This is a genomic window from Okeania hirsuta (assembly GCF_003838195.1).
In the GTDB taxonomy this organism is placed as follows: domain Bacteria; phylum Cyanobacteriota; class Cyanobacteriia; order Cyanobacteriales; family Microcoleaceae; genus Okeania; species Okeania hirsuta.
This window is the reverse complement of sequence record NZ_RCBY01000032.1, coordinates 16,735-34,704: the sequence shown is the minus strand read 5'-3', so window position 1 is coordinate 34,704 and position 17,970 is coordinate 16,735. Positions and strand designations below refer to the sequence as shown.

Genomic DNA, 17,970 nt, shown 5'->3' with positions numbered 1-17,970 from the left:
AATTTTTTAACTTGAATAAGGAAGGTAATTATGACATTTGATAATTCTTCTGGGTTGCCTCTTGAAGACCGCGAAACTAAAATTCGACAGGCAATAGCAACTGAATTGTTAGATTATTGGCAAAAGCGCTATACAGAATATATTGAAGATCGAGAGACTGATGAACAAATTTGGGACGATGGCGGACTTAACCCCCAAGAGTTGTCTGAAAACGCTTATGCTGCCTATCAATTTTATAGAGGAACGGTGGAAATGGGAGACTGGGGATCGGTAATAGTTTATAGGATGGAAGTAGAAGAAGAAGCGATCGAGATTATTTATGTCGTTACCGACGGTGATGATGGTTGGTTGGAAGCTTATGATTTGGATGGAAATCTCCTGGGTGCGGCGCGACGATATATTGAGTTATTAGCTTGGAAAAACGTAGAGGATGTGCGAGGACAGGTAGAAACAGGAGATTTTCCCCCCGAACTGAATTGCGAGTCAACTTTGTGGGGTCGTCCTGAAGTAGTAACAGAAGAGTGACATTATGTCCGGTTGAATACTTATATTACGTCCGGATAATTAGTGATAAAAAACTTTCTCCTTTTTCTGCTCTTGTTTTTTCCTTCTTCCTTCATTTCTTCTTCTTTATTTCCTCCTGACTCCTGAGTCATGACTCCTGAGTCATTTATTTATAGAACCCATTTGATATCTATATAATTATGCTAGTCAAGTCTTTTCGCGCATCAATTTTGAAGAAAAATCATCTGAAGGAGTGTTGAATTTTTTGTATTATTTCTCCCCACATCTTCCCTCTTCCTTCTTCCCTCTTACCTCCTGTCTCCTGTCTCCTGTCTCCTAGCTAAAAAAACGCGCATATTTATGAAGATACGCTTAGGGGTTCTATAAGTAGGACTTACTGAATAAAGCTAAAAGTCAGGAAAGCTTACAGTAATGGAGCTTTTTATATTCAGTTGATCTCCAAGTTTATGGCTCTTATTTGCATCAATTTACTGAAATTTTCTGCTGAAATTCAAGAAAATTCCTTCACATAAAATGGCCGAAACCGTTGTCTGTTCCCCCACAAATCGACCCGTCCCCGCGTCTGGTGCGTCCCCGTGTCCCCGTGTCCTACCCCCACCAACCAATTTTTTCAGCAGACCCTAAGTATTTAACCGATACCTAACTAAACTAATGGTTCTTGCTGAGTTGTGCAATGTATTCCTCCCCCTCCTGCCGCAATTTCATCAATATTAATTTGTACAATATCTCGACTGGGAAAAAGTTCTGCTAGAGTTTCTTTGGCACGACGGTCAGTCTGACGATCGCCAAATTCTGGGGCAATAACAGCACCGTTAATCACATAAAAATTAATATATCCTGCTGCAAAGTCATCACTTTCGTATCCCGGTCGTATTCTTTTCGGTGCTTCCAGCACAACAACTTCTAGTTTTTTCCCATCCGCATCTGTTGAGGACCGCAAAATTTCTAAATGTTTTTTGGTAACAGCATGGTCAAAAGATTCAGGGTCTGGATCGTATCCAGCAACAACAACACTGGGACGAACAAAACGGGCATAAAAATCTGTATGTCCATCGGTAATATCATAACCTCTGATACCTGGTAACCAGATGATTTTACGCAACCCCAATAAAGACTTCAATTCTGTTTCGCAATCAATTTTGCTCCAACCAGGATTGCGATTATTATTGATAATACAACTTTCAGTCACGATCGCTGTGCCGCGACCATCAACTTCAATACCACCTCCTTCAAATACAAGTTTTGTATTAACTAACGGTACTCCAGATTTTTGTGCCACAAAGCGAGCTACCTCAGCATCGCGGTTGTGATATTGCTTGTTTCCCCAACCATTAAAATTAAAATCAATGGCTGCTTTCTGACCTGCTTCATTCACCACAAAAACTGGTCCTGTATCCCTAATCCAAAGGTCATCTATAGGGCAAACAATCAACTCTACACTAGAGCTACATTTAGCTGCTGCCACATCATAGTCTGCCTCACGAACTAACATTTTTACGGGTTCATATTTGGCGATCGCTCTAGCGATGTTTGCTAGATTATCTTGTACTCCAGAATAGTATTTACGTCCCCAAATATCTTTACTTGCGCTAAATGCCATCCAAGTACACAAATGAGGTTCGGTTTCATCTGGCATATAAAACGAGGAATTTGATGACATAGAAGATGATGTTTGATTTAATAATTGAGGATTAGTTGTGGCAAAGCTGGCTAAATTATTGAGAAAAATATAGCTTGATGTTGTCGATATTAACTGGAGAAAAAATCGTCTATTCATAAACGAAGGCAGAAGGCAGAGGGCAGAAGGCAGAAGGAACAATGAGAATTTTCTTTTGCCTTTCCTGATAAATTATATCACACAGAGTAATGTGATTGTTTTTCTATTTATCTACTCTTCATTCTCTTCTTTAACTCCAGTGATAATTGCTACTGAAATTGTTATTAAGTCTTCTAAATCATTAGGTACTCGATATCAGCTTAGGTCTTGCTTAACTTGCTTTTCTTGTGGTTTCAACAGCGCAAATTGCAAAATATTTCCGATATAAACAGCTCCATATAATAAATTTTGTTCTGCTTCTTCTGCTTCTATTCCTATTCCTTTATCGAGAGCAATTAACTCAACCGCCAATTGCTTAAAGCCTCTTTCTAGGTTTTCATCTATTAATTGATAACCAAAATAATTTAATATATCTTCCGGGTAATAATTCAACTTTAAATAATCTGAAAAATTACAATTTTGAAAACTACTATCACCTATATCACTCCGAAAAATTCTCTGGGAACTTTTTTTATGACTATGAATACTTTCCCCCTCGGAGATATCTATTAATGAGCTAGTTTTACCCTGACTAAAATTCCACTACCTGGTTAAATTCACGCTCATATATTTTTATATCTTCCGCATATTTTTCCCTTACCATTACTTCTAGTTCCGGTGTATAGAAAACCTCATACTTAGGAAATCCACCTACCTTTTTAATCAGTTTTCTTAACTCATCGGGATGTTTTTTATGTAACTTATTTTCAAATTTATAATTACTATAATTAGTTCTTTTATATTCAAAGATATTTTCCGGGATTTTCAGTTGAGATTTTTGATTTAAGTCTTTTTTTACTCGATTGAGATTTTCAAACTGTCCAATATAGTCAAACTGAAATCGCCCTAAGCACAAAAATGTGTATTGTGGACGCCAGTGTGCATTTAAACGATCATTATCTGTGTTGGCTAGATAATTAATAAACTGACTAAAAGTAATAGACTTATAAATATCAGGCTCCATCCCTAAATCTCTATATACATCCATAACTAGCTTATAGGCAAAACTTATTGGTTTTGCTCTTTTAACAATTAAGTTTAAATAAGCACTCACTAATCTTTTAAAAGGGTTTCTCAAAATAACGAATTTAAAGTAGTCTGGATTTTGCATATAGGATGGATCAGTAAGTCTCATTTCTACCTCTAGTCTGCCAATATATTCATGAATATCTTGAGAAGACTCTTTGTATTGTTGAGCATAATCACTGTGTTCAACCATTATAGTATTGAACATAGTACAAGCATTTTTGGGAATGGGGCAATAGATAATTTTTAACTTGTGATTAATTAAGTATCTATTAATAATTGATTTCTGGTAACTTAATTCTGCTTCTTCTAGTTTTCCTTGCTTGAGATAAATTGACATCAACTTAGAATGTATTTGTTTTTCTATGTGAATATTGGTAGGAATATCCAATGCTTGGTTATATGAAGCGATCGCCTCTGAAGATTTTTCCTGTTGTTGTAAAGAGTCTCCCTTGAGCATAAGAACATTTGCTAAACCTAGATAAGCTTCTGAAAGTTTATGTTTCAAATCTATTACCTGATGATAAGCTTTTGTTGCCTCTTCCCATTTTTTTTGCTTAGTTAAAACATCTCCTAATTCTAGTCTAACTCCAGGATTTTTGGGATTAAGTTTAGCTAGTCGTTGATAGTAAGTTTCTGCCTCCTGATATTTTTGCATTTTCTTTTTTATCCCCCCTAATTGATTAAGTGCTGCAAGATGATTGGGATTCAAAAAAAGTACCTGTTCATATTCATAAGTTGCTTCCTCTAACCGATTTTGTTGAGAATATATTTGTGCTAATTTTAAGTAAAAATAAGGTTCTTGGATATTTACTGAAATAGCTTCCCGGTATAGTGTTTCTATTTTTTCTCCCTGCGCATTTTTCTGGTAAGCATCTGCAAGTTCCCGATAAATCCATGCAGGTTTTTCTCCAGGAATAATTAAAGCTTGTTGATATGTTTCTATCGCCTCAGTAATATTTCCTTCCTGCATTAACTTCTGAGCTAGTTTTCCTGTTGTTTCAACATTTCCTACAACTTTTTGCTCTTCTTTTTTCCTTAGCTGTTTTCGGAAATATGAAAGTTTTTTTTCAGAGATATTTAAAGCTTTTTGGTAAGCTACTATTGACTCTTTTGCTTTCCCAATTTTGTTTAAAGCAGACCCTAATTGAGAATATATTTCTGCTGGTTGCTCTGGGTTGATGGCTATGACTTGCTGATAATAATATATGGCTTCTTCCGCTTTTCCCACAGCTAACATTAATGATCCTAATTTGACTTTGGCATCACTATTTTTTGGCATTAATTTTACCACCTGCTCTTGGTAGTTAATAGCTTTATCTAGTTCTTGATTTTTCTCGTAAATATTTGCTAATGCTATAAGAGCATCGGTACAGTTTGGTTGTAATTCTAGAGCTAAAGAATATTGCTCTATTGCTTCCGATATCTTCCCTAGATTTATAAGTTGTTCCCCAATTTCTAGCTTCTCTTTCAATTTAATTTGTATATTCATAATTACTCAACTTATACTTTTATTATAAGCATTTAGCTGTCAGCTCTCAGCTATTAGCTTGAATTCTATGAGTTCAAAACTTAAACTTGTCGTTGCTGTGCTTCAAATTATCACTTAAAGAAGCGGTTAAGAGTCACCAGTCAGCCAGATTAAACCCTAGCTCTAAAAGCTGATAGCTGACCGCTAATAGCTGTTTGCGCAGCATTCCGCAGGAAATGCTTACCTTTTATTGATACTCTCGCTTAATTGATTTTGCCCACAATAAAAATGGTATTACACCACCCCCTAATAATACTGCTAAAGTAAATAAGAAAATGATAAATCTGGTCAAAAAAGGTAGGGAGCGCGACACCCAAGGAAATACATAAGGTTGTTGTTCTGAGTCTACTGAAATATTGGGTAAATTGAGACTAACTTGCACATTATGTAACGAACCACGGTCGGCATTTATTGGCTGAATATAGTTGATTTGATACTCATCAAATAAAGCCTCTAAAAATTCAGTTAAACTACTAGAAATATCCTCAGCATTACCAGAAAATTCAGCAATACCATTAGTTACTCCCGCTATTTGTTGTAGTCGTTTTTGGTCAACAAATTCTTCAGCAGCAAGTTCCGTTAATTCTGAATAATTATTACTTTTTTTTCCTCCTCTTACACTAATATCTCTAATAGTAGGAAGTTCCTCTAAATCATATTTTTGCTGCAACTGTTGGGGAGTCAAACCATAACCCAAAGTATGCACAGTAATATTAGGATAACTTTTCAACATAAACACAAGTTTTTCAAAGTCTTGTGCTTCTAACTCTGGTTCATTTTCTCTATTTCCATAAATACTATGATAGCCATCAGAAAGTAAAATTATCGAACGTCTTGGTTGAGATAAATTAGAATTTGGGCGTGGGTTAAAACGAGTATCTTCGGAATTACCAAAAAATTGTACTGCCTGACGCAAAGGTTCATAAATATCTGTAGCTGCACAAAGATTATCCAGTTGACTTTCTATTTTTTTGAGAGATTGTTCAACCTTTTTATTGCCTGCTAAAACAAAATTATCTAGTTCTTTTTTCGTCACTTGATTTCCCGGACAATTTTTACCTCCTTTGCCAAAAGGTACAATAGAAATTTTGGTATTTTCTCCCTTGTCAGCTAAATCTTGATTAAATTTTCTAATTGCAGCGATCGCCCCTTCTAATTTGGTTTTTTCCCCACTACTATCTAATTGCTTCATACTGCCACTAAAATCTAATAAAACAATTACCCAAGCAGGAGGTAATTCTTCGGGTAGGGGAATTTTCCAATTAATATCTATTGGATTTAAAGTTTGACATTCTCCAGTTTTTGGCTCTGTTTTAGGTGGGCAAACTGTTAAATTAAAATTCTCTTTTTGTAGATCTCTTACTGGTTTATTGTTTTGGTCATAGGCTTTGATTCGCAGGGTAACTTTACTTTCATTACGTTCAGGAATAGCTTCGATAATTTCTACATTTTTTACTTGAGCAAAGCTAGGATTAATGCAGGAAATTACTATTAACAAAGATAAACTAACCTTGCGGGTCCAAGAAGCGATTATAGTAGACAAATCTGAATAATTTTTTACCATTATAGCCCTCATTTTCGGCATAAAATGCAATTAAATCGTTATGTTTAAGTTTGATTGGCGTACTTTCCTTCAAGCGATCGCCTTGATATTCTATTCTATTAAAAAATTTGAGATTAGGTACTAAAATTGTTTGGCTAGATGCTAAGTCTAAGTCAGCAATATGCAGTGGCAAACCAGGGATACAAATATCTACACCAAATTGTTGACTGCCCATAATTTTCAACTGAGCTGAACCAATTTTAATTTTACCTCTTGCAGGTAATTGAATTGATAATCCTTCCTCAATTTTATCGGTCAAATCATTACTCACAAATTTAATTCTGGATGATAATTCTTTCTGAATATGGGGATAATTCCCTGGTGTTTCAGACTGATTAAAATTGACATTTTCAATATATTCAAAACCAGCTCCAGCTCTGAGGGCAACTAGATGACTAGGAGAGGTAGAAAAACTCAAGACGAAACCTAATAAACTCCCTAATAAAGAAAAACCTATTGTGTCTTCCCAAGCTTGTAATGCTGTGGGCATTCCATCCATTTTTTGTCGTATCCATTCAAAGATAATTGCTGCAACTAAAGCAGTCAAAATACTGGTAGTTAAACTAATGGTAAGTCGCTGCAAAAAACGCCGTTTATCTCCTGCTTCTATACTACGCCAGCGCCAAGTCAATCCTTCAGCTAAACCCACTGCTCCACCAATTAAAATCCACCCGACTATTCTGACAAATTTATCGGGTACAGTTATAACTTTATCTCGTAGTTGTGGATTGAGCAATATTTGTACTAATCCCCCAGAAGCAATACCAATTAATAATCCTAATCCCCCAGCAATACTTAGGGGTATTAAACCTCTGTTGAAGTTGCGTTTAAATCGAGTGGGATTGCTTAAAAATATATCTGTTGCAACTATGCCAACTGCTAGAGAAATTGCCACGCAAGGAAATAATGTTAATTCAGGAAACTTTTGTAACCAGCCTAAATCGCTGAGGATAAATTGCCCTATACTCCAGCCGATTAATGCTGATGTAATTCCTGATAGAATATATAGATATATTCTCATAATTTATAATTAATTTTAATTTAGATAGAGTCAGAATTAGCAGATAATTAGCAAATATACAAGTTTTGAATCTTTTGCATTTTAAATATTATCTTCCAGAATGTCAATAGTATATTGGCAGAAAGAAGGAAGCCACGGCAGGGATTTTGAATACATATTAGACGGAATGAAGAAAAAAAGAATAAGACTGTTTTTTTATCCTCTGGTTATCTTGAATCTTTTTGCCCTAGTTTTAACTAATAAATATGAGGAGGCCAACCAATTTTATTGCCTTCTATTAGCTAGTCGAAAATAATTACCACTTCTCAGCAACTAAGTTTATTTTTTAATGGGCACATTGCTTAAAAGCCTTATCAAAAAAATCTTAAAAAACGGAAGCTCTACCTTGACATACAATACTTGACAAGATATGATAAGCATAATGGAAAAGGTGCGCTCATATATAGTAGAAAAAAATCCAGAAAAATCAGCTTTACCCTCAGCCAAGAAAATTTAACTACCAACAAATTTCAGAAATAAGTATCGCATCGCTCACGGGGTGACAAGCCCTTCAAAACTATTGTATGATCAGGATTTAAAGGATATCCACTCTGCCTAAATTTGACGGTTTTTATGAGAATAATAATTATTCTTAGTAGTGATGTGGGTTCGCGATATAGCTGCCGCACTTGCTCCGCCAACGCGAACCCACATTACCAATTACGTTGATTCATTGTTCAATTAGATGAATCCTAGAAAATTTATGTAAGTCCTGTTAAAATTTGTTAATAATCAGATGAATGGTAAAACGTTTCGGGCAAATAATTAAATATTATCTAACATTGACAGAGCTTTTAATCCCCTTTGATAATGAGACTTTTTGTGAGGATTAAGGTTAATTATCTGTTGAACAATATCAACTAAATAGTCCCAGGCAATTCCCCAAAGATAACCATATATACCAAGCCAAAATTCACTTAGTTTAAGTGGCCGTAGTAGTGAACCACTACCACCACAAGAACCATCAGAAAGTTCAGAATTGCTAATCAATGTTCCTGAACCCTTGATAACCTTGCAATTACTTGAAGATTCCGATTTACCCACATATATCAATGCGATCACAACTCAGAAAAAACTTTATGCCAATCCTACAGCTTTGAATGCTCAAGGCCAGCCACCAGAAATGTTTCTTCAAGGTAATGCCTATGATTTAAATGATGTTGAAGAATTAGATTATAGAACAGCTAGGGTTGCTAGTGGTGAGAAGCTGGTGGAATATGAATATCAAGCTTGGCGGTGGTTTTTCGATCTTGAAGCGTATGCAGTTTCATTCCAATTTCAAGCAGATTCAGTTTTGTGGTCAGCCTTGCTGACTCGGACAAGTTTTGGAAGCTGTTGAGACAGGCAGTACAAGACTGTGATGGAACAGAGCAATTGCTCCAGTTTCAAGGTTGGATACCACATTTTCCGATAGTATTTGCTATCGGAAAAATAAATAAAAAAAAGTAACTATGGTTTTGAGTATGTAGTGTCTTTGTCTAAATCCTGAGAATACTTTTATTTCCCAATAGGCACCAAATGGGTTCTATATATTTAACTATTTAGTCTAAACTTCAAACAAAAATTATCTTGCCAAAATTCCTGATTACAAGTTATAGTTATAAACTTAAATAAAAGAAGATTATCAAAAATCTACCAAATTAAGAAGAAAGGATGAGAATCAATTAAGATAAAATGTTAGAGTTAATTAATCGTTACGAACACGGCTTTGTTTCTATTCCTGTAATTTTAGCCTGTAGAGAAAAGGGATTATTTGAATTAATCAAAAAAAAAAAATAACCCACCAGCAAATAGCTAAAGTCCTAGGAGCAAACACAGGTCATCTGCAAGTAGCCTTAAGAATGATGCAATCCCTAGGTTGGCTATCAAAAAATGAAGTTGGTGAATACTCCCTCACAGAAAATTCTCAAGCTTACTTGTCCATTCCTGAAAAAATATTAGACTTATACAACCTACCTATAGAATCCTACTTACTAGGAAAAGAAAAGCCTAGTATTCTCAAAAGTTGGATAGAGCTTTCTCAACAGCAGTGGCATATTAATGATATAACAATAGCAGATTTCTTAGATGGAGTTCTAATAATACCAATTATGCTAGCGCTTCACAAGCATAATTTATTAGCAGTAGACCAGGAAGAAAAACCTTTATTCTCTGGTGTAAGTCCTCATATACGAGAAGAATTATCAACATTATTTATAGCTAAAGGATGGGCTGAGAAAAGTTCGATAACAGTCCAAAAACATAGCCAAAAATCGAATGATTATGAAAATAATTTATGCCTGACCGCTCTGGGTAAATTTATAGTAGAGAGAATACTAATTACGGGAGTTACCGCTTCCTATACTCCCATGTTGTTGCAGATTTCAGACGTATTATTTGGAAAAAGTCAAACAGTATTTTGTAGAGACGAACAAGGAAGTGAAAGTCACATCGATCGAAAATTGAACGTAATGAGCAATGGTTTTCAACACCAGAAGTTTTTTGCTGATGTAGACGAATTAATTCTGAGTATTTTTAATCAATTACCCTATTACGAACAACCAAACTATATTGTAGACATGGGTTGTGGTGATGGTACACTACTCAAACGGGTTTATCAAGTAATCAGTACAAAATCTGCTAGGGGAAAAGTGCTAGACAAATATCCAGTGCAGATGATAGGAGTAGATTATAACCAAGCATCGTTGCAAGAATCTGCATTAACTTTAGCAGGTATTCCTAACTTGCTAATGAAGGGGGATATTGGAAACCCACAACAAATGATATCTGACTTAAGAACTCATGGAATTGACGAGCCAGAAAAAATTCTCCACATTCGCTCCTTTTTGGACCACGATCGCCCATTTATCCCTCCCCAAAACTTAGAAGCAGCAAAAAAGCGGAGTCAACTTTCTTACTCAGGGGTTTATGTAGATTCAGACGGCGGTTTGATTCCGGCCCAGATTATGATACAAAGCTTGGTAGAACATCTGGAAAGATGGTCTTCTGTGGTTACTAAAAATGGGATGATGATTCTGGAAGTTCATTGTTTAGAACCAGAAGTAGTAAACAAATTTTTAGACAGTAGTAATAACCTGCATTTTGATGCTTTACAAGCTTTCTCAAGTCAACATCTGGTGGAAGCTGATGTGTTTCTCAGTTGTGCTGCTGAAGTAGGTTTATTCCCCAAGTGGGAGTTCTCGAAACGATATCCTCAGAATTTTCCATTTAGTCGTATCACCTTAAATTGTTTTGAGAAAAAGCCTTACAAGTTGCGCCATCCTACAATTAAGGATTTACCAGAGCTAATAGTACTAGAGGAATTGTGTTGGTCAGAAAATCTCCGGGTTGACAGTGAAGAAATTCAGAGGCGGATTTTGAATTTTCCACAAGGGCAGTTTGTTTTGGAGCTTGAGGATAAGATTGTTGGAGCTATCTATTCCCAAAGGATCGAACGGACAGAAGTTTTGGAGAATAGAACCTTTGTAGAAGTGCCATCATTACATACTGAATCAGGAGTAGTGATACAATTACTAGCTACGAATATTTTGCCAGAGTTGCAAAACCAAGGGTTAGGGGATCAATTACTGGAATGGATGCTTCAGTATTGTGCTGTGATGGGTGGTGTGGAAAGGGTTGTGGGAGTAACTCGTTGTCGTAATTATCCAGACTATTCCCCAATACCAATGGCAGAATATATCCACAAAAAAAATGAATCAGGACTACTGGTAGACCAGATTTTGCGCTTTCATCAAATACATGGGGCAAAAATTCAAAAAGTTCTTCCTGGTTATAGGCCCAAGGATATAGAAAATCAAGGTTATGGTGTTCTGATAGAATACGATATCCATAATCGTCAACGTTTTGATGGTGTAGGAGTTGAAAAAAATCAGCAGGAAAAAGTAGAAATAGAAGAAGATGTAGATGAAGTTGTGGCTGGTTGTGTTCGGACAGTAATGAATAAGAAATGCTCTTTTGATTCAGATCGCCCACTGATGGAAATGGGAATCGAATCTTTGGAACTGTTAGAACTGAAATATTTATTGGAGAAAAAACTGGAAGTAAAAATCGAGCCGAACTTCTTCTTTAAATATGGAACTCCAAAGGCGATCGCTAGTTATTTTAAGGGAGAAACACAGGCTAAACACAAGAATATTTCTGAGTTGTTGCCAAAAATCGCACAACCAGAGCCAAAAGCCGAAAAAACTGATTCAGGTTTTTCGGCAGCTCAATTAGAAAATGGGATAGCAATTATAGGAACGGCTTGTCGGTTTCCTGGAGATGCTGATAGCCCCCAAAAGTATTGGTCACTGCTGTGTAATGGCATTGATGCAATTACGGAAGTACCTCTGAATCGTTGGGATATTGAAAAATATTACAATCCCGATAAAAATCAACCAGGAAAAATATCTAGTCGTTATGGTGGTTTTATTTCTGAAGTTGACAAATTTGATGCAGATTTTTTCCATATTTCCCCCCGTGAAGCAAAATATATAGATCCACAACAACGTATATTACTAGAAGAAAACTGGAAGGCACTAGAAAATGCTGGCATTAATCCAGAATCTCTTTCAGGAACAGAAACAGGAGTATTTGTAGGTATTGCTTTTCATGATTATGAACAGCTACAGAACAAACATAATCAGGAGCAAGATTTAAACCTATATTTTGCCACAGGTAGTTCTAATGCTATCGGTGCAGGAAGATTATCTTACTTTTTGAAATTGAATGGTCCAGCCATAACAGTAGATACGGCCTGTTCATCATCTCTAAGTGCTGTTCATTTAGCTTGTCAAAGTATACGGAATGGTGAATGTGAATTAGCTTTGGCATCAGGGGTGAATTTATTGTTGTCTCCAGAGTTGAGTATTAGTTTCTCTCAAGCAGGGATGTTATCGCCAGATGGACGTTGTAAGACTTTTGATGCCTCTGCAAACGGTTATGTAAGAAGTGAAGGTTGTGGAGTTGTAGTTCTCAAGTCTTTGAAACAGGCCATAGAAGATAGAGACCCAATTTTAGCAGTGGTGCGGGGCACAGCAATTAATCAGGATGGTGCTAGTAATGGAATGACTGCACCAAATCAATCAGCTCAAGAAGCGGTGATTCAGAAAGCGTTGTCTATAGCAGGAATATCAGCTAATCAAGTATCTTATGTAGAAGCCCATGGTACGGGTACTTCTTTGGGAGATCCAGTAGAAATTAAGGCTCTGGAAGTGGTGTATGGAAACAATCGTGGTTCGGAACGCCCTTTAACGATCGGTTCAGTAAAGACAAATATTGGTCATACTGAAGCGGCAGCGGGTATTGCCGGGTTAATCAAGGTGGTGTTGTCACTGCAAAATAAATATATACCACCTCATTTACATTTGAAAGAGCTGAATCCTTATATGAGTTTGACAGGGATTCCTGGTGTAATTCCGATGGAGGGTAAGCTATGGGAAAAATATGATGGAGATGAAAGTTGTGTAGGAGCGGTAAGTTCTTTTGGTTTCAGTGGAACAAATGCTCACGTTATTCTTGAGGAAGTACCAACTCAAGTTAAAACGCAACAGTTAGAGGAGCAACCTCATTTGTTAACTCTCTCAGCAAAAACAGAAAAAGCTTTGGATGAGTTAGTGAGTCATTATCAAAATTATCTGGAAACTAATAGAGAATTAGAACTGGCAGATGTATGTTATACAGCTAACACTGGGCGAGCTCAGTTTAATCATCGACTAGGAGTCATTGCTAGTAACCCACAAGAATTAACGAAAAAACTTTTGCAACACAAAGCAGGGGAGGAAGTCGTCGGAGTATTTTCAGGAAAACTATCAAGTGATAGTAGTTATCCAAAATTAGCCTTCCTATTTACAGGTCAAGGTTCCCAGTATGTGAATATGGGAAGAAAACTATATGAAACTCAGCCAACTTTCCGTCAAGCTTTAGAGGAATGTAACCAAATCCTAAGTTCGTATCTAGAACATCCGCTCTTAGAAATTCTATATCATCAAGATGCTGAAAATTCAAGTTCATCTTTAATAGATCAAACTGCTTATACTCAACCAGCTCTGTTTGCTATTGAATACTCTTTGTTCAAGTTATGGGAATCTTGGGGAATAAAACCAAATGTGGTAATGGGCCACAGCGTAGGAGAATATGTAGCAGCTTGCGTTGCAGGAGTTTTCAGTTTAGAAGATGGTCTCAAACTAATCGCTATGCGGGGCAGGTTAATGCAAAAGTTACCCTCCGGTGGTGAGATGGTATCTGTTATGGCATCAGAATCTCAAGTGACAGAGGCCGTAGGCGAATATAGTTCCCAAGTGACAATAGCAGCGATAAATGGACCAAAAAGTATAGTAATTTCAGGTGAGAGTGGAGCGATCGCTACCATTTGTAGTAAGTTAGAAGCAGTGGGGGTTAAAACCAAGCAGTTACAAGTTTCTCATGCTTTTCATTCACCATTGATGGAACCAATGTTGGCAGAATTTGCAGCAGTAGCTAAAGAAGTAACCTATAGTCAACCTAAAATACCACTAATATCAAATGTGACTGGTGAAAAAGTAGGTGCGGAAATAACTATTCCTGAATATTGGACTCGTCATGTACGAGAACCAGTAAGATTTGCCCAAAGTATGAAAACTCTTCATCAGCAAGGATATAAAATATTTCTAGAAATCGGACCGAAACCAATCTTATTCGGCATGGGAAGGCAATGTTTGCCAGAGAGTGAAGGAGAATGGTTACCATCATTACGACCGGGAGTGGATGAGTGGCAACAAATACTATTAAGTTTAGGGCAGTTGTATGTACGGGGTGCGAAAATAGATTGGTTAGGGTTTGACCAAGATTATGCTTGTCAGAAAGTAGAATTGCCTACTTATCCATTCCAACGAGAACGTTACTGGATAGAAACAGCACAAACCAAAAATCATCAATTTGAGTCATCGTGTAATGTTTATTCAGTACCAAAAATAGATTTTCCTCTTCAAATTTTTTGCTTGTCTGCTTCTAGTCAACAGGAATTATTACATTTAGCTAAAAATACTATACTTAGTATAGAACAACATCCAGAAGTTAAATTATCAGAGCTTTGTTTCTTAGTGAATACTAAGCAATCATTGTCAGAATATCGTTTGGCAGTTATAGCACAATCTACTTTAGAAGTACTTGCAAAACTCACAGATTTTGTAGCTGGAAAAGATGTAGAAAATCTTTGGAATGACAGGATTAAAAATAGTGATTTTTTGAAGGTAGGTTTTATTTTTAGCCCCTACAGTACTTTTTACCCAAATATGGGCAAAGAACTATATGAAACTCAACCAAAATTCCGTCAATCAATTGACCAATGCCATAAAATTATTAGTGATTATACAGGTCAGTCTTTACTGGAATTATTGTACTCAAACAAAGTTGATAATTTGTCAGAAATAAAACATATTTACAGATTACCAATGTTGTTTGCAATTCAATATGCTTTAAGCGAATTGTGGAAGTCTTGGGGAGTAGAGCCAAGCTTAGTAATGGGTCATAGTTTTGGAGAGTACTCGGCAGCATTAATTGCAGAAATATTTAATTTAGAAGAAGGCTTAAAATTATTAGTTTCTATTGGAAAGCTTTGGGATAGTAAATTAGAAATAAATTGTCAAGCTATTGGTATTATAGCCAGTGAAAAATATGTTGAAGAAACAATTGAACCCTACATTCAAGAAATTAAAATTATTTCTTATGGTGGTTATCGCAATACTGTAGTCGGCGATCCTCAAACAATTCAATTAGTAGCTGAAAAGCTTAGAAAAGAGGGTGTATTAGTAAAAGAACTCCCTTTTGCCGAAGGATATCATACTGACAGAATTAAACCGATACTAGGACTTGTCGATCAAATTCACCAAGGTGTAAATTACTCTAGTTCAAAAATTCCTTTTGTTTCAGCTATCTCAGGTGAATTACTGAATGAAGAGGTAGATTCTACATACTGGAGGAAGGTATGGGGAGAACCTGTAAAATTTTCTACTGCTATAGAAACTGCATATAAACAGGGTTGTAAAATCTTTATTGAAATTGGTCCAAAAGCAGTTACTTTGTCAATGGGGAGATCTCATCTGGGAGAAGAAGCAGGAATTTGGCTTTCTAGCCTTCGAGAACAATATTCAAACTGGCAAATAATGTTGCAAAGTTTATCTCAATTATATGTTCTAGGAATGCCGATAAATTGGTATGAATTTTATCAAAACTATCCACAGTATCAAGTAAAATTACCAATCATATTTTTACCGGAAGAAACAGAATTATTAGAGAAAGAAAAACAAGAAAATATCAGTAAAGATTCAAGTTTTATTACTTCCATTGAAACCAGGATCAATCAAATGCTTATTGATGGAAATGTGGAGTATTTAACGCAGCATTTAAAAGAGAAGAATGAACTATCAGAAATTGAGTCAAAATTTATCCCAAAGTTGTTAGAATTAATAGCAAAAACCCATCAAAAAGAAATTATCGAAAATCAAGTTAAAGATTATTTTTATCAATTACTTTGGCAACCCTTAATACCTAACGAAGATAATTCTGCTATTCAACTGAGCCATTGGTTAATTTTTGCTGATTCTACAGGAGTAGGGAAAAAACTAGCAACAAAACTGAAAGAACAAGGACATAAATGTACTTTAGTTTATCGTGGAAAAAGTTTCAAAAATCCTGAAAGTGGAACCTATCTACTAAATCCATGTAATTTTGATGAGTTTGAAAAACTTTGTCAGGAAATAATAACCTCAAAGCAATTATCTTGCCAGAGAGTCATTCATTTGTGGAGTTTAGATGCTCCTACTTCGGAAAATTTAAGCATTTCTCAGTTAGAGCAAGTACAAATATGGGGATGTGGTAGCTTACTGTACCTGTTACAGAGTTTGGTTAAAATTTCCATATCCAGTTCCCCTCAATTGTGGATAGTTACAAGGGGATCTCAGCCTGTATTATCTAAAATTGAAGAACTAACAGTTGCAACATCACCTTTGTGGGGTTTAGGTCGAGTAATATCTCTCGAACATCCACAATTATGGGGAGGATTAATAGATTTAGATTTGCAAGGTTCGCAAAATGAAATAGAAACACTTGTAGAAATTTTGACGAGTAATCAAATAGAAGATCATCTAGCTTTACGAGAAAAACAGATTTATGTAGCTCGTTTATTCAAGCAATGTCCTAAATTATCTGCTCCAATATCATTTTCTTCTAATGCTACCTATCTTATTACTGGAGGACTTGGTGCTTTAGGATTACATGTAGCTAAGTGGATGGTATCCAAAGGAGCAAAATATTTGGTTTTGATAAGTAGATCGTCTCTCTCGGAGGACAAACAAAAATATCTAAGTGATTTGAAACAGCTAGGAGCTGAAGTTGTTACAGTTCAAGCTGATGTATGCAATCCGGAAGAAATGTTGAAAGTACTTGACAAAATAGATAGTTATATGTTTACCTTAAAAGGAATTATTCATGCAGCAGGAAAACAAAGAAGTGAACGGATCGAACGGATGCAAGTAGAACAGTTATTAGCAGTAATGAGTCCCAAAATTATTGGTGGATGGATACTTCATCAAATTACTAAAGATCGAGAGTTAGATTTTTTTGTCAGCTTTTCTTCCATTGCCTCTGTTTGGGGAGCAGTTGGTCAAGCTCACTATAGTGCAGGCAATCATTTTTTAGATGTGTTATCTTCTTATCGACAAGCTCAGGGATTACCAAGTTTTACTGTTAATTGGGGACCATGGTCTGGAGGTGGTATGGCATCAGAAGAATTTTTGAGAGAATTAAAAGAAAAAGGTATAGAGTCTTTATCCCCTCAACAAGGAATAGCTGCTTTAGAATTACTATGGAACAGTCATAGTGTCCAAACAACTGTAGTTAATGTTAATTGGGATTTATTCAAACAACTTTATAGTACAGGAAGACAGCGATTACTTCTAGAAGAAATTAATGTCAAACAAGTTGAAACAAAACGTTCAACTTCCAAGCAAAAGCTCGAAATTATTAAAAAAATGGAGACTGCTCCTAAAACTGAACGCAGAAATCTATTAATCACATATCTTCAAAAAGAAATAGGAAAAATATTAGGATTAAAAATAGATCAATTGCCAAGTTTAGAGCAAGGTTTTTTTGAAATGGGTATGGACTCTCTAATGGCAGTTGAACTCAAAAATCGACTAGAAGATAGCCTGAATTGCTCTTTACCTACGACTTTGATTTTTAATTTTTCTAACGTTATTAGTCTAGCCGATCACATTGCCTCAAGTATACTGGGATGGGAATTAGAAAACATTGAACGCTCTGAATTTTCCAAGGCTGAATCAAATAAAATTCAAGAATTGTCAGAGGTAGAAGAGTTATCTGAAGAAAGTATCCAACTCTCAATCGCAACAAAACTTACCAAGTTAGAAACTTTGTTGGAGGAGAATTAAAAT

At 35.9% G+C, this 17,970-nt stretch carries 9 protein-coding genes and 1 pseudogene; 4 read left to right on the top strand and 6 right to left on the bottom strand.

Going from position 1 to position 17,970, the window contains the following annotated elements; genetic code table 11:
* Positions 1 to 30 precede the first annotated feature (30 nt).
* Positions 31 to 525 (top strand): hypothetical protein, encoded by a 495-nt coding sequence (locus D5R40_RS08070; RefSeq protein ID WP_124154473.1) that lies wholly within the window; start codon positions 31 to 33, stop codon positions 523 to 525.
* A 643-nt stretch (positions 526 to 1,168) separates the two neighbouring features.
* Here the strand turns inward: D5R40_RS08070 and D5R40_RS08065 are convergent.
* The 6 genes from D5R40_RS08065 to D5R40_RS08040 form a co-directional block, all read right to left on the bottom strand.
* Positions 1,169 to 2,302, bottom strand: a complete 1,134-nt coding sequence (locus tag D5R40_RS08065; protein WP_124142763.1) for an agmatine deiminase family protein — start codon at positions 2,300 to 2,302, stop codon at positions 1,169 to 1,171.
* A 195-nt stretch (positions 2,303 to 2,497) separates the two neighbouring features.
* Complete coding sequence (locus D5R40_RS39300) at positions 2,498 to 2,734, bottom strand: hypothetical protein (protein WP_124154472.1); 237 nt, start codon at positions 2,732 to 2,734, stop codon at positions 2,498 to 2,500.
* A 139-nt stretch (positions 2,735 to 2,873) separates the two neighbouring features.
* Positions 2,874 to 4,859: a tetratricopeptide repeat protein gene (locus D5R40_RS08055; RefSeq protein WP_124142765.1), complete on the bottom strand. Its 1,986-nt coding sequence runs from the start codon at positions 4,857 to 4,859 to the stop codon at positions 2,874 to 2,876.
* Between the two features lie 226 nt (positions 4,860 to 5,085).
* The gene (locus D5R40_RS08050; RefSeq protein ID WP_205127194.1) at positions 5,086 to 6,441 is read right to left on the bottom strand and encodes a vWA domain-containing protein; all 1,356 of its coding nucleotides are present in this window, start codon (positions 6,439 to 6,441) and stop codon (positions 5,086 to 5,088) included.
* On the bottom strand, positions 6,404 to 7,522 hold the full coding sequence (locus D5R40_RS08045) for a hypothetical protein (protein WP_124142767.1): 1,119 nt from the start codon (positions 7,520 to 7,522) through the stop codon (positions 6,404 to 6,406). Before D5R40_RS08045 ends, D5R40_RS08050 begins: the two co-directional genes overlap by 38 nt.
* Positions 7,523 to 8,326: 804 nt before the next feature.
* Entirely contained in the window at positions 8,327 to 8,551 is a 225-nt protein-coding gene (locus tag D5R40_RS08040; RefSeq protein ID WP_124142768.1) for a hypothetical protein, read from the bottom strand.
* A 22-nt stretch (positions 8,552 to 8,573) separates the two neighbouring features.
* Here D5R40_RS08040 and D5R40_RS08035 point away from each other — a divergent pair, with 22 nt between their 5' ends.
* The 3 genes and pseudogenes from D5R40_RS08035 (at position 8,574) to D5R40_RS08030 (ending at position 17,967) form a co-directional block, all read left to right on the top strand.
* Positions 8,574 to 8,900 (top strand): hypothetical protein, encoded by a 327-nt coding sequence (locus D5R40_RS08035; RefSeq protein WP_124142769.1) that lies wholly within the window; start codon positions 8,574 to 8,576, stop codon positions 8,898 to 8,900.
* A 335-nt stretch (positions 8,901 to 9,235) separates the two neighbouring features.
* Positions 9,236 to 9,369 (top strand): annotated as a pseudogene (locus tag D5R40_RS43470) (hypothetical protein); the annotation flags it as partial.
* 33 nt (positions 9,370 to 9,402) lie between these two features.
* Positions 9,403 to 17,967: a type I polyketide synthase gene (locus tag D5R40_RS08030; protein ID WP_124154471.1), complete on the top strand. Its 8,565-nt coding sequence runs from the start codon at positions 9,403 to 9,405 to the stop codon at positions 17,965 to 17,967.
* The last annotated feature ends 3 nt before the right edge of the window (positions 17,968 to 17,970 follow it).